The sequence below is a fragment of the Pedobacter sp. BAL39 genome, assembly GCF_000170795.1.
Classification (GTDB): Bacteria; Bacteroidota; Bacteroidia; order Sphingobacteriales; family Sphingobacteriaceae; genus Pedobacter.
This window is the reverse complement of the sequence record NZ_ABCM01000005.1, coordinates 219,835-232,988: the sequence shown is the minus strand read 5'-3', so window position 1 is coordinate 232,988 and position 13,154 is coordinate 219,835. Positions and strand designations below refer to the sequence as shown.

The window sequence follows — 13,154 nt, the reverse complement described above, 5'->3', positions numbered from 1 at the left end:
GTTCCCAGCTTTTTTTCTCCTCTTGTGAGTTGATTTTTTTTTCTTCTTGCATAATCTAGTTTTTATAATTTGTTCTCGATGTTGAGACCTTATGCCGAAAGTAGCAATTTAAATTTTGTTTTCAAACCTTAATAGAAACAATCCTGTGGTAATTCCGCGTAATAAAATAGAACAATGCAGATCTATATCTACATTATCTACATGATGTGTAATTACTTTCAGAGAGGATTTCATTATTGTCAGATCGATCCGTTTGGAAACAATTTCAGATCGTTGAAATGCTTCTAAAAGGCTTTCCATTTCTTTGTGCAATTGTTGTAGTCGGTAAGGACTGTCAGCGGCCTGTCTTCCTCTTTTTTGATTTAATCTGACCTTATCAGGGAGTAAATTTTTCATCGCCTGTCGAATAACCAGGCGATCATATTTTCCGTCATGATATAAAGTATCTGGTATACCCAGACAGAATTCAGTTAATTTCCGGTCTCTTGTTGGATCCAGTATTTCCATATCAAATGCAAACGCACTCTCCTGCCAGGCGTTGCCCGGTCTCTGATTCTCCGGGGAAATGATAGCAAGTCTTTTATCTATTGGGGTGTTAAATTTTTTAGGAATTTTATGGAAATAGCCTGTATGATAAAGCCCTCGTAAGTCAATACGATCCGCAAAATCAGCATTTATTGGTGATTTTGCGGGAATCAGAATTGGCAAATGAGCTGTTGCTGGTCTGCCACGATATAAATGGATCATAAAATCGGGCATAGCATACTTCAATAAATTAATTAATGCACTGGTTTTCGAGATCTCTTTACGCATAACCCTGTCCCATATCGTTGGAATTGACATTCTGATAGGGCTTCCTGTCCAGGACACCGAACCATTTCCTCCTTGTCCTGTCAGTAATGTCTGAATTCCATGCGACCGGGCCTTTTCCAAAATAGCGATAATCCAGAAGAAATTAGGGACTGCATATCCAGGAGAATCATGGATCTCCAGATGCCTGTAGATGCCATCTAAAATTGATACATCCTTTCCATCTATATAATTCATGTCTATATTGGAATGGAAATCAGCAGTTGCATCAGCATAAGGACGTTCATCACCGAACCTTCCATCGGTAGTCATTAAACTGGTGTCAAAAAGCGGTATTGACGTATAGGCAGATAATCTCTGTCCCCGATCTTTTAATGATGTAGCGGCAAGAGCTGACACTGAACCCGAGTCGAGTCCGCCACTTAAGGTAACGCCTACCCGGTCCTGATCCTTAATGCGCAGATCAACCGCGCGCTGATAATGTTCAAGGAAGGATTCTATGTAATCCTCGGGTTTGCTCATCCCTGTTATAGTAGAAGCCCTTAGTGTAGTATGTTTTCGTTTGATCAGCTCTCTGTCCTTGAGCGTTAAGGAATACCCGGATTCAAGCGCATAGATTCCCGAATAGGCAGTATCCTGGAATTGGGAGAGGTGATTTGCTAGCCGGCCTGCAATAAATGCATCATTTGGTATCTTTGGGATTTCATCTAAAGCCAGTAAAGCCTTTACCGATGATGAAAAGACAAAAGCTGATCCTGGTTGATGAAAATAGAATATGCCCGTATTACCCAACAAGTCACGTGCAAGAAAGAGTTCTTTCTTGTTGTTATCCCAGATGCCGAAGGCCCACTCTCCCTCAATCTCCGGCGGACAATCGTTGCCCCATTTCTGATATGCTTTGAGGACAATCAGGGCATCAGGGATGTCAGTTTGCAGAGATTTAGGAACTCCAAGTTTGCCGCAAAGCAATTCCCGGTTATCAATCCTGCTGCTACAGACAATGGTATATTCTCCTTCAGTATAGGGAAGCTGATCTTGCGGCAGGCTGATCTCTGTTTTTCTGGAGATATGTCCTAAGGCAATATTCTCATGCAGCCATATTTTTTTTTGACTCCAGTGATCAGGAAGAATTGCTTTTTCCATCTTTTCAGGAATGGAAGGCCGGATTGGTCCTTTTAGGTTTAAGAAGCCATAAATTAAACTCCTCACATCAGTAGGTGTTGATGATGTTTTGAGCTTTCATCTGTTCAAGCAGTTCAATAACTTGTTGGTTACACTCATCTTCTATAACGTTATATTCTTCTGTTAGCTGATGACATATTGATGTAACGTCCGATTTTTTTTCAATGAGTTCCCATATTCTCGAGCCTATATTGTTGAGCCCGTAATATTTTCCAGTCTCAATGCTCATCATTACGAACTCACCATCTATGGCGGTTGCCATGATCTCCGGATTTCTCTCTATTAAGGTGCTCAACTGTATTTTATCCATTGTTTTTAAAAATTTTTTGCAGAAAATTTAATCATTACAAAAATATAATTAATCATAGCATTTAAAAGCTTATGGTTTTATCTTTGTGGATATGCCCTGTAAATTTAAGTACCATTTATCCGGTCTGGTATTCGAATGTAATATTGAAGTTCGCGAACTAATTGCTGCTGAACGAGACGAAGACTACTACCTTTCTGTCGTCCAAGAATTGCCGGATTTCAATTCTTCAGTAAATGATGATCGGTTATGTGTAAAGTTAGGTGATGGTGGTGTTATTGTGGTGAAGGACCGCAAACATATTTTCTATCTTCCACCCGAACAGGCAACGGAGGGTTATATTCAGATGTATATTCTTGGAACGATCAACATGCTGATGTCAGCATTGTCAGGAGCCATGAGTTTACATGCTGCATGCGTAGTCATAGGAGGCCGAGCCGTATTGTTCTGTGGTCATTCCGGAACAGGGAAATCCAGTCTGGCTGCCTGGTTTGCACTAAAGGACTATACAGTGCTTTCAGACGACGTTGTTGCACTGAGAAAAGACGACAGCGGTAAGATTATGGCCTACCCTGGTGTGCCAAGGATAAAAATGACGCCTGAAAGTCTGGAGCTGTTAGGAAAATCAAAGCTCGATTTTCAGCTGCTTTCCTCGGTCAAAGAGAAATATGCTTTTCCACTAACTTACACCGATCATACAGGGGTTGAACTTTCAGCTATCGTTTTTCCTGCTTTTCAGGACAGCGACCCAAGGTTGGAGCCTATAAATGGATTTGAAAAACCGGGAGCACTGGAACCACATGTCTACAGAGGGAAGATGCTCAGCCGTACAGGTTTTTTCAGAGAACTGAGGCCTTTATTGCTGCTGATCTCCGGGCAGGTTCCCATGTATCATTTTATCAGACCAAGGACGGAAAACAGTATGGATGAGGGACTGTTGTTTTTAGAAAATCTGTTGATTAATCAATAGCAAATAAATGAAATACAGATATAGAATTGGTGGTATCACTATTGCCACAGACATTTATTATCCTTACTTGCCGGAAACCGACCTACCTGTTGAAGCCAGCGTCATACATGGCACCGTTCCTGAATCTCTTGAAGAAAATGTAGTGGATTTTCCCTTCATAGAAGCTAATGCAGGTCAGTTGCTGCTAAAAATTCCAAGGATAGGAAGATACTTAGTTGAAGCTGGAACAACAATTACCATTCAGGCATTGGAACATGCAGATTGCCATGATGTGGAAAAGCAGGTGCTGTCTTTCCCTTTTGCTGCCCTTAGTCATCAGAGAGGCTTTCTTCCCATTCATGGTGGTGCATTTGTTTTTCAGAATGAAGCAGTGATGCTATCCGGAATCTCCGGTACGGGAAAATCGGCTCTTCTGGCAAAACTAAACGAGGATGGCTATTCAATCCTGACTGACGATATCAGCAATGTGAAAGTTGTAGATGGAGAAGTGCTGGTTTACCCCTCATTTCCGTATTTGATGCTTTGGAAAGACACCCTTGCGAAATTGAATGTTGATACGGCAAACTTAACAAAGTTACGTGGTGACCTGGAAAAATATCTATACCCTGTTCACAACAATTTACCTATCGAGGGCGTACCCTTGAGTAAGGTTTTTATACTGGGGGAACGACCCCTGGCCGTCGTGCCGAAGGGACTTAAGAAGATCGAGCTCATCAGAGCAAATATTTTTAAGCCCTGGATGTCTGACGTATTTGGCAACCCGCAGCAACAATTTAAGGAGGTCATGGCTATTGCGGCTAAAGTGAAGGTTGAAGGTTTTCAGGTAAAGAGAAAAGAAAAGCTGGAAATCAATTATCAGGCTTTTTTGGAGGAATTGGCCCGTGCTTAATAATTCTGTTAAACCCGTTTGGCTTGCTTCGTACCCGAAGTCTGGCAATACCTGGATGAGGTTGTTTTTTACTGCCCTGACTAAGGAGGAACCAGATATCAATGAGATGGAAACAGACGGGATCATCTCGTCGAGGCTAATCATGGATCAGTCTCTCGGAATGCCCTCTTCGGCCATTCCAGAGGAAGACCTGCTGGAAATCCGTAGTGCGATGTATCATCGATGGGCTCAGACGTCAAAAAAAGAATTTTTGTTATGCAAAGTTCACGATGCATGCTTTAGAGAGGGCATAATGTTGTTCCCCGGACAGATTACCAGAGGGGTTATTTATGTAATCAGAAATCCATTTGATATTGCAGCCTCACTCGCCAATCACAATAGGTCCACAATTGCCGAAGCGGTGAAGGCCTTATGCGATAATCAATATACGCTTTCAAATTCCCGAAATAAGTTGACTTATCAGTTATCTCAATATATGGGAACCTGGAGCAATCATGTAGATAGCTGGACAAACGCACATCGCGACAATATCCAGGTTATAAAATATGAAGAGATGATCAGCAAGCCTTTTGATACTTTTTCTAAAGTTATTGATTATCTTGGACTAAGTCATTCTTCCGAAGACATCTTAAGCGCAATAGATAAAACTTCATTTGATAAAATCAAGAAGCAAGAGTCAGAGAAAGGCTTTGGAGAAGCTCCGTTAAAGGTGGATAGCTTTTTTCGCTCCGGCAAGGTTGGAGGCTGGCAGCAGGAATTAAGTGCTGAGGAAGTGAGAATGATTATTGACGTTAACTATGCTACATTGGTTCGATATGGTTACATTAGTGAAAAAGGAGAGGTTTTAGTTTAGGAAAGATGCAGCAGGACGATCGTATTTCCGCGTTATGCATGAGCTGTGGGATGTGCTGTGATGGTACGTTGTTTTTAACTGCGCATTTAAGGGATGAAGTTGAAATGGCCGTCGCTGCGAGTAAAGGATTTTCTGTGCTTACAGAGGGTCCAGGATTTAACTTCGAGCTGCCATGCCATTTTTTTAAGGGTTGTTGCAGCATTTATGATCAATACAAGCCAAAGGTTTGTAACGGTTATTTCTGCAAACCACTGAAAAAGGTCAACAACAATAAATTGACTTTTGAAGAGGCAGAATTGCAGATTCGGAAAACATTATCCTTGCGACAGGAGATCATAAGTCTGGCATCAGATTTTGCAGAATTCAAGGGGATGCAGTGTTATAAAATTGTTGACAATGTCAAGGCAGTGCTGCAAGCCGGGGATCGGGAAGCCATGCGGAGATATGGAAAGCTCTTATTGCTTATTATTAAGTTTGAACAACTGCTGAAAGAAATCCGTGGGATTCCGAAAAAAGTATAGTATAAAATTTCATCCATGACATCGTAATTGTTGGGTTTGGCTTTGATGATAAATGTGAAGTGTTTTTGTTACATAACCCTTTGCCAATTAACAGCAAGAAAGTTTTGAAGAATTACCTTGATGTGTATCTTTGGTTCCATGAAAAGTTACCTCTCTGTATTGACCGCAATGCTCCTCATTTTCTGCTTTAGCAGATGCGAAAAAACCGAAGATCCTAATGTTGACCCTGTAGAAGAAGTTGTCCCTGATACCCTTCCAACTCCAATCACTGATCTGGACCGTCCCATTGGACTAACCGTAAGTAAGGGGAAATATGGAAATAGAATAATCATATCCTGGACTGCGATTCCATTAGCCAAGAACTATAAGTTGTTTAAGTTTGATGGAGTCAAAGATGAATATGTTTTATTGAAGGAAACTGCAGATACGACCTTCACGGATTTGGCCTCAACTTTTCCTTTAGAGAAGGTGTTTTACAAAGTGATGGTGTATAATTCAGCCACTGCATATAGCAGATTCAGTGACGTTGATTACGGTTATACTACTGGTAAAACTTATAGCAAAGCCTTTCACTTCGGATCTGAAGGAACGGGGCCAGGGCAGTTTGAATTTGGCATGCATGTGGAGACTGATGGTGCAGGAAATATCTATGTCTGCGATGACGTAGGCAATAGAGTACAGAAGTTCGATGCAAATGGAAATTTTAAGGAGATTTTCTTTACTGGTAGCGGGGCAAGAGCAGTTGCTTTTTTGAATGATGGAAGTTCAATTGTTACGCGAACACAAAGCAGTTCCTATGTCTTAAAACGCGATGCTCAGAAGAATGTGATTAAAGAATGGGGAACTTACGGTACTGGTGTTGGTCAATTTAGAAATATTGAAGAGATTACGCTTGATGATGATGAGAATATCTACATCGTAGATGGTCAAAATAATGCGGTTAAGAAATATGATAAGAATGGGAACTACATACTTCAATTCACCGCGGCAGTAAAAACAGACGAACAAATTGATGGGCCTTATCCATACGGGATTTGTTACCTCAACGACAAAATCTTTGTAACCTCTCCCCGAAACAGTCAGGTTCGTGTTTATGATAAATCTGGAAATTTTCTAAAGTTTTGGAATGCGGGATCGGTTGTGAATGCGATTAAGGCAAAGAATAACAAACTCTATCTGTGCTGCTCAGGTTTTGTCATGAAAACAGATGAGAATGGAGAAGTTCGTGAAGAAATTGGAAGAGGCGAATTTACAGGACAGATACCAGGTCTGGCAGTGAACAACAATGAGGATGTAATTGTCAGTGATATATACGCCAGAAGAATTCTCGTTTTCAAACAGCTATAATTCCGTCAATATAATGAGGATATTGTGTCTATTTCTGCTGCTGAACATCATAGTCAATCAGCACCTGCAGGCGCAGGATAGTTAACATCCCGGTTCTGCGTCAAGAAAGATCCTGACGATCCGGCGCTGACTTTGAAAACCTTAGGTATAAAAAAACCTGCGGCATTTAAACACCGCAGGTTTTCTATTATTTAGACTCTATTATAGCGCTACCACTGCAAGCACTGGAAAGTGATCAGAAGGATATTTTCCGAAATAGGTATCCGTCAGGATGCCCCACTTCTGTGCCGTAAACTGTTTCGACATAAAGATATGATCAATCACACCCATTCCTTTAGGTATTTTAAAACCATTTGACGATCCATTGTTCTCATAAGGATACTTCACTGCAGAATGCACATCCTTGATTAATCCGGAATTGGCAAGTGCAAGGTACCATTCACTGGTCCTCGAGCCGTTCAGGTCGCCCATAAACAATGCGGGGCTGTTCCCTGCAATCTCATTGATCTTTCTCAGGATCAGCTTTGCGCTTTCCTGACGTGCAATAACCGCTTGGTGATCAAAATGAGCGTTAAACACATAAAATGATTTTTTGGTAGACATATCCTGCAGGTACACCCAGCTGCAGATTCGGTTGCAACAGGTCACATCCCAGCCTTTACCCGGTTTGTCAGGAGTTTCAGATAACCAGAAATCCCCCTTTTTCAGTAGCTTAAAACGGTCGCTGCGGTAGTAAATTGCAGAGTGTTCCCCCGCTTCCTTCCCATCATCGCGACCTACACCAGCTCTTTCATATTCAGGCAGAGCTTTGCTTAGGTCATTGATCTGATTAATCAACCCTTCCTGTACGCCCAACACATCAAAGCCATGAAAACGGATCAGGTTAGCTGCAATAGGGGCGCGGTCTACCCAAAGGTTGCCTGTATCACTTTTCGTGTCATAGCGCAGGTTAAAAGTGCCTATGGTGAGCGACTGTGCCTGTAATCCCAGGCAGGTCATTAATGTGAATGCTGAAAACAGCAGTAGTTTCAATTTCATAGATCGATTAGTTATTTACAGGTATCTCATCACCACCCCATCCTGGGTTCTGCTTCAATGCAGGATTCCTGATCAGGTCAGGCTGAGGGATTGGGTAGTAATACATTTTGTCGCTCCAGGTTCTCGCAATTTCTTTCATCCAGGTCAATTCTCCCGAAGTGCCATTTTTCAGCAATTGCGAATTCACAGCGTTACTAACAGTAGCAGATACATTCACATAAGTTACACCCGCAACCTCTGGAGTCGGTTTTGTGCCTTGGTAAAAGGCGACATCAAGAACGCCGTCTTCATTAAGGTTCATTGGCGTATTCAGCTGCGGTACGTAAAAACCGTTCCACTCCAGGTTCATCAGTTCACCTCTTTTCCATCTCAGGATGTCACTGAAGCGCAGGCCTTCTAAACTCAGCTCAATGCCACGTTCTCTTCTGATCTCCAGGATGGATGGATCAGAGATGCCAGGGAAATAGTTGGTCACCAGATAAGGATCTGCTACTGTCGGTTTTGATGTTAGACCACCCGTGATGCCTGCTCTGGCCCTCAACGTACCTACAGTTGATGCCCAGTCTGCATCCGTCAGAAGTCCCAGCTCCGCTCTGGCTTCCGCATAGTTTAACAACACCTCAGCGTAGCGGTATAATGGAATCGAGTTGTTATTTAATGAACCCGCATCATAATACATGTCGTCCAGCGTCCATTTGATGGGCTGATAACCCGTAAAGGTGTAGGAGAATAATGGAGGGGCCGGAACCTGTGCACCAGCACTTGTTCTCTTGTAGTCACCCGAACGGATGGTTTGCTTTAAACGCAGGTCCCTGTTTTTAACTTCATCCTTGAATAAGATGGTTCTGTAGCCAGGGTTATTGGTAAATGGTGTTCCATCCAGGTTCAGATAAGTGTTGATGAAGGTTCTTGTGAAACTTGCCTTTTGTCCGTAGGTTCCGCTAGTCCACCACCAGTTGGCATCATGTAACACATTTAATGTCAGGTCGGCGGCAGTCAGCTGCAATACCTCGGTAGCCACCGGGGCCGTACTGATGAACAGCTGACGGTAGGAGTTTCCCGCACCACCATTAGTGCTGATGGAGTAACCGCCTTTGTCCATGATTTCTTTTGATGCAGAGATGGCATCGTTCAGCCAGGTATTGGCGGTCGACTGCAGGTTGAGTTCAGTATGGTATTTTCTGAAGGTACCTTCAAAAAGACATATCCTTGATTTCAATGCATAGGCGACATATTTGGTCACCAGCGTGCGACTAGGATCATTGGTCGCACTGATGTTGGCACAGGCAAAGTTAAGGTCTGCAAGGACCGAATCCATCACCAGTGCACGTGTGTCACGCGCGCCATATAACGCAGGATCGTCCACATTCAACGGTTTCCCGATCCATGGCACTCTACCAAACCTTTTCACCTTTTCCATATAGAAATATGCCCTGAAATATCTTGCGATACCGAGATAGTTGTTTCTTACCTCTGCAGGAACCCTTGGATCATTACAGTTGGCGATGAAGTAGTTGATGTTTCTCAAATCTTTCCATACCCAACCGTTTACAGGTCCCTGATCTGCTGTCGGGGTATAGGCCCCCGGTCTGAGGAAGTCATCTACGCTTCTTACCGCCAGGTAGTCGGAAAACGCATCCTTAGTAGTGGAGTGTTTCGGCATAAAGTCCATGCCATAGAAAGAGTTGGTATATAGTTTTAAGCCACTTTCAGTACCAAAGACTGCATTTCCAGTTGCGGTGGACACCGGTTCCTGATCCAGCTTTTTGCAGGCAACGAAACCTAAACAGCCTAATAAGATCCACAAATATTGTTTTTTCATGATTGTTGATATATGTAATAAATGAATAGGTTAAAATCCGATAGTCAGACCCAAAGAGTAACTTTTAAGCATTGGGTAGTTGTACCCGTCTCCATTTTTCGAATCTTTATTGAGATCCTGATCTGATGGCACCGCATTTTCCACATCTATTGTCTTCACCACTTTGTACAGTGGAGAATAAGTGAACAGGTTTTCTCCCGAGAAGAATACTTTGGCGCTGCGTGCACCGATTTTAGAAAGCAACCTGGCAGGGATGTTATATCCTACTTGCAGGTTTTTCATTCTTAAATAAGCAACATTCTGCAGGTACCTGGTTTGCGCTACCCCCAGCTCTCTATTGGTATTGCTGGATGCCGCACGCGACATCGTTCTTGGGAAATAAGCATCTGTATTGTCCGGCGTCCACATGTTTCCGACGTGGAAAGTAGGGATGTTGTTGTAAGGTCTGTTGTATTGACCCCAGAACATCTCTGTTTCTGTGCTTGGATACCATTGCTGTTTGCCCACACCCTGGAAAAATGTCGAGAAGAAAAAGTTGTTCCAGTCGGCACCGAGGTTGATGCTGTAAAGATACCTCGCAGCGGAGTTACCGATGATCCTTCTGTCGCCAGGATTGTTCACTGAATTGTCGCCAACATTGATAAAGCCGTCACCATTACGGTCCTTCAGTTTGATATCACCAGGATACCAGATGTTGGTAGGAGAAGCCCTCATCTGCGGACTTTGTTTGGCGTGTGAATCGATGTCTGCCTGGTCAATGAAGAATCCTTCTGTCTCATAACCCCAGATCTCGCCGATCTTTTGTCCTACATAATAATCGCTCAGCAGTTTATCCGGATTGTTGTATCTGGTAATCTTTGAGGTATTGTCTGCTAATGAAAGGCGGACGTTATATTTGAATGGTTTGCTGGAGCTGCCGATCAGGTCATTCCATGCTACGGTAACTTCCCATCCTTTGGTACGTAAATCGGCATAGTTACCCTTAGGTACTGTATTTCCGAAAGTCGCAGGTGCAGTAAGTCCGACAGTAAACATGTCCTTCGTGTCGCGGATGTAGGCATCTGCAGTAAACGTCAGTCTGTTGGCCAGCATGCCCATGTCTAAACCAATATTGGTAGTGGTAGAAGTCTCCCAGGTAATTCCATTAGGAAGCACGTCCGGCTGTGAGGTCGTTTGCGGTCTTGATCCGTTCAGGATCAAATTTGACTGCTGAATTTTAAAGAGTTCCTGATAAGCATAGGAGTCGATGTTTCCATTTCCTAAGGAACCATACGAGGCCCTCAGTTTCAGGTCCGAGATCAGGTTAGGAGAGACTTTCCAGAATGGCTCCTGATTGATCCTCCATCCCGCAGAAACAGAAGGGAAGAAACCATAACGCTGATCAGAAGGGAATTTGGAAGATCCGTCATAACGTGCGTTTACTTCTAATAGGTACCTGTCTGCAAACGAGTAGTTTAAACGGGAGAATCCACCAAGGATAGCCCATTGGTCATACCCACCACCAGTTGTGATGGCTTGTCCCAATGCCAGGTTAAGGTCCGTAGCATCTTCAAAGATGAGACCATTACGTTGTACTGCCACCCTGTTGTAGGTAGATTGCTCATAGTTGTAACCAGCCATGAACTTCAGGTAATGCTTCTCATTGAAAGTATTCTCGAACTCCGCATAGATGTTTGTAGCGATGTATTGCGTTTTCTGCTGATCAAAGCTCAGGTCATTTGTACTTGTACCAACGTATGCCTTCTGACCTACGCCCGTGCTGTAAGGTACCTGGACACGTTTCTGCTCGATGTCGTTATTGGTATTCCTGAAGGTGAAGTCAGCATTTACGCGGAACTTATTATCAAAGAAATTAGACCTTAAGCTGGTAATGTTCCTGAAAACTTCTCTTTTCGTATCGATACCATTTTTGCCATAGTAAAAATCTCCAACCGTATAAGCACCGGTGAAGGTAAGTGACCCGTCTGGATTCAGCATCGGTACTGTCGGCTTGCCTTCATCGGCAATATTTCTCCAGATACCGCCACCTTCACCAACGTTGATTGGATTGTGGTATTTCATTACGGAAAAATCCGCATTGTTATCAATGCTCAGCCATGGGGTAACCTGAATGGATCCTCTGGCACGAAGGTTTTTCATGCCGTAGTCATCAGAGTTATACCTGAACATACCATCCTGGCTCAAGGTACGTGCGGAAACAAGGAAGGTCGCTTTATCTGTACTACCACTAACAGACAGGTTATTTTCTGCTGCTACAGTATGGTCTTTATACAGCAGGTCATACCAGTCAGTGCTTCCGTAATACGTGTACTCACCAGTAGTAGGATTGATTTCTACCTCATTGTAAGGTTGTCCGGATTCCACTCTTCTCTTGAACTCATCAAGGTAAGCCTGAGAGAACTTTTGTGTTTTATTTGCATTCTGTGGGAAGGCTCCGTCACCGTTCACAAAGGCCTCGGAAAACATCTTTGCCCAGGTGTAACCATCAGTTACATAATCAGGAGTCTGCAATGGATTTTTGATGGAGTAATTGGTAGAAAAAGTGACGTTAGTTCTTCCTTTTTCTCCTTTTTTGGTGGTGATCAGTACTACACCAAAAACACCACGTGCACCATAGATGGCTGCTGATGCGGCATCTTTAAGAATCGAAACGGATTCCACATCATTAGGGTTCAGTAGACTTGGGTCGCCTTCAAAACCGTCGATCAGGACTAAGGCATTTCCACCCTGGCCAATTGAAGTAGTACCCCTGATGTTGAACTTGGGCGACTGTGTCGGCTTGCCGTCCATCATCTTGATGTTCAGGTTGGGTAATGCACCTTGAAGTCCTTGGGTCAGGTTGGGAATCGGGCGGTTTTGCAGCGCCTCGCTTCTGATCTGATCCACCGCACCGGTAAGGTTGGCTTTTTTCTGCACACCATAACCCACTACTACCGTTTCATTCAGTGTAGTGGCATCTGCCTGCATTTTTACTGTTATTGTAGTTTTATTGCCAGGAGCGATTTCCTGGGTGATGAACCCCATATAGGAAAACACGAGGGAAGATTTTTCGTCGGCACCCTCTAGCGTAAACTTTCCGTTTACATCAGTAACGGCATGAACTTTAGTGCCTTTAAGCACCACGTTCACACCCGGTAATGGTTGATTCTCGTTATCGTTTACTGTTCCTTTTATGGTCTGCGACTGTGCCTTCGCGCCGACAAAAAGGAATAAAAACGCTACGAGCATTAAGTGTTTAATGAGTCTTGTAGTTGTTTTGATTTTCATATATTCCTGAATTTGGCGCAAAAGTATAGCTGCCATGTTACGTCAGGAATGTCTAAAAACTAACTTTTTGTTAACAGTTAATGTGGCTTTAGAGGCATTGGCGCTCAGTTTTTACAATTTATTTATATAATGGTAATGCTCCGTTGAT

General features: G+C 43.2%; 10 protein-coding genes. 5 read left to right on the top strand and 5 right to left on the bottom strand.

From position 1 onward, the window contains the following. Positions 1-108 precede the first annotated feature (108 nt). Both PBAL39_RS09005 and PBAL39_RS09000 read right to left on the bottom strand, forming a co-directional pair. Complete coding sequence (locus tag PBAL39_RS09005) at positions 109-1,953, bottom strand: asparagine synthase-related protein (RefSeq protein ID WP_008240546.1); 1,845 nt, start codon at positions 1,951-1,953, stop codon at positions 109-111. Between the two features lie 67 nt (positions 1,954-2,020). Continuing rightward, positions 2,021-2,287, bottom strand: coding sequence for a lasso peptide biosynthesis PqqD family chaperone (locus PBAL39_RS09000; protein WP_232282922.1), 267 nt, complete (start codon positions 2,285-2,287; stop codon positions 2,021-2,023). Positions 2,288-2,393: 106 nt separating this feature from the next. Between PBAL39_RS09000 and PBAL39_RS08995 the strand changes: the two genes are divergently transcribed. From PBAL39_RS08995 to PBAL39_RS08975, 5 genes are all read left to right on the top strand, one after another. Beyond that, positions 2,394-3,269, top strand: coding sequence for a hypothetical protein (locus PBAL39_RS08995; protein WP_008240544.1), 876 nt, complete (start codon positions 2,394-2,396; stop codon positions 3,267-3,269). A 7-nt stretch (positions 3,270-3,276) separates the two neighbouring features. Beyond that, entirely contained in the window at positions 3,277-4,158 is an 882-nt protein-coding gene (locus PBAL39_RS08990) for a hypothetical protein (RefSeq protein WP_008240543.1), read from the top strand. After that, positions 4,151-5,011 carry a sulfotransferase domain-containing protein gene (locus PBAL39_RS08985; RefSeq protein ID WP_157273954.1) on the top strand — a complete coding sequence of 287 codons (861 nt, stop codon included), beginning with the start codon at positions 4,151-4,153 and terminating at the stop codon, positions 5,009-5,011. Before PBAL39_RS08990 ends, PBAL39_RS08985 begins: the two co-directional genes overlap by 8 nt. A 5-nt stretch (positions 5,012-5,016) precedes the next feature. Next, positions 5,017-5,532, top strand: coding sequence for a YkgJ family cysteine cluster protein (locus tag PBAL39_RS08980; protein WP_157273953.1), 516 nt, complete (start codon positions 5,017-5,019; stop codon positions 5,530-5,532). A gap of 138 nt (positions 5,533-5,670) precedes the next feature. Then, a complete protein-coding gene (locus PBAL39_RS08975; protein ID WP_039866324.1) occupies positions 5,671-6,879 on the top strand; it encodes an NHL repeat-containing protein in 1,209 nt (402 codons plus the stop codon). A gap of 201 nt (positions 6,880-7,080) precedes the next feature. Here the strand turns inward: PBAL39_RS08975 and PBAL39_RS08970 are convergent, their stop codons facing one another. From PBAL39_RS08970 to PBAL39_RS08960, 3 genes are read right to left on the bottom strand one after another with little or no spacing between them, the layout of a single operon-like run. Further along, positions 7,081-7,917: an endonuclease/exonuclease/phosphatase family protein gene (locus PBAL39_RS08970; protein ID WP_008240539.1), complete on the bottom strand. Its 837-nt coding sequence runs from the start codon at positions 7,915-7,917 to the stop codon at positions 7,081-7,083. A gap of 7 nt (positions 7,918-7,924) precedes the next feature. Further along, positions 7,925-9,739, bottom strand: coding sequence for a RagB/SusD family nutrient uptake outer membrane protein (locus PBAL39_RS08965; RefSeq protein ID WP_008240538.1), 1,815 nt, complete (start codon positions 9,737-9,739; stop codon positions 7,925-7,927). Positions 9,740-9,769: 30 nt separating this feature from the next. Beyond that, positions 9,770-13,006 (bottom strand): TonB-dependent receptor, encoded by a 3,237-nt coding sequence (locus PBAL39_RS08960; protein ID WP_008240537.1) that lies wholly within the window; start codon positions 13,004-13,006, stop codon positions 9,770-9,772. Positions 13,007-13,154 lie beyond the last annotated feature (148 nt).

What these genes read in the sequence shown, in the direction of transcription:
- PBAL39_RS08975 (WP_039866324.1), top strand. Translation starts at nt 5,671, where the DNA reads ATGAAAAGTTACCTCTCTGTATTGACCGCAATGCTCCTCATTTTCTGC.
- PBAL39_RS08995 (WP_008240544.1), top strand. Translation starts at nt 2,394, where the DNA reads ATGCCCTGTAAATTTAAGTACCATTTATCCGGTCTGGTATTCGAATGT.
- PBAL39_RS08980 (WP_157273953.1), top strand. Translation starts at nt 5,017, where the DNA reads ATGCAGCAGGACGATCGTATTTCCGCGTTATGCATGAGCTGTGGGATG.
- PBAL39_RS09005 (WP_008240546.1), bottom strand. Translation starts at nt 1,953, where the DNA reads ATGGAAAAAGCAATTCTTCCTGATCACTGGAGTCAAAAAAAAATATGG.
- PBAL39_RS08965 (WP_008240538.1), bottom strand. Translation starts at nt 9,739, where the DNA reads ATGAAAAAACAATATTTGTGGATCTTATTAGGCTGTTTAGGTTTCGTT.
- PBAL39_RS08960 (WP_008240537.1), bottom strand. Translation starts at nt 13,006, where the DNA reads ATGAAAATCAAAACAACTACAAGACTCATTAAACACTTAATGCTCGTA.
- PBAL39_RS08990 (WP_008240543.1), top strand. Translation starts at nt 3,277, where the DNA reads ATGAAATACAGATATAGAATTGGTGGTATCACTATTGCCACAGACATT.
- PBAL39_RS08970 (WP_008240539.1), bottom strand. Translation starts at nt 7,917, where the DNA reads ATGAAATTGAAACTACTGCTGTTTTCAGCATTCACATTAATGACCTGC.